This window comes from Streptosporangium carneum (assembly GCF_027922005.1).
GTDB classification, from domain to species: Bacteria; Actinomycetota; Actinomycetes; order Streptosporangiales; family Streptosporangiaceae; genus Streptosporangium; species Streptosporangium carneum.
The window spans coordinates 1-568 of the sequence record NZ_BSEV01000128.1; the positions used below are offsets into that span (position 1 = coordinate 1).

Here is a 568-nt window from a genome sequence, read left to right on the forward strand (position 1 = left end):
GCCATGGCACTGGAGGAGAACCGCCAGGAAGTGCGGCGCCCGACCTTCTATCACTTCTCGCTGAGCGATGAGGGCGTGCCCGGCCTGGAGCGCCGGATCGACGGGGCGACCGCGCAGCTGATGGACGGTTTCTGGGAAGTGACCGATGCCATCGAGCGCATTCCCAATGAAAGCGCGCTGGAACTGGGCATGATCACCCTGCCGACCCAGATCAACCGGCAGGCCCTGTTCGAACGCGCGCGCTCGCCGCAGGGCGTGTCCTTCTGGGATCTGCCGGGCCTGATCGCCACCGCCCGCGATGCCGGTCTGGCGACCGCACGCTACGAGCTGCGCTGGCACGGCCTGCTGGCCCTGCCCCTGACGCTGCTGGCGGCAACGCTGATCGCCGCCGCCGCGACCCTGCGCCTGCACCGGCTGGGCGGAGCGGCCGCCTTTGCGCTGGTCGGCGGGCTGGCCGGTTTCGTGATGTTCTTCTTCCAGGAAGTCCCCAGCTCCTCCGGGTCGACGGGCGCCCTGCCACCGCTGACGGCCGCCTGGGCCGCACCGGCGATCACCGCGCTGATGGCGC

1 protein-coding gene is annotated in these 568 nt (G+C 70.8%); it reads left to right on the forward strand.

Going from position 1 to position 568, the window contains the following annotated elements:
- Positions 1-568: LptF/LptG family permease (locus PKF00_RS45000; protein WP_271223780.1), on the forward strand; the 568-nt coding region annotated here is incomplete at both ends.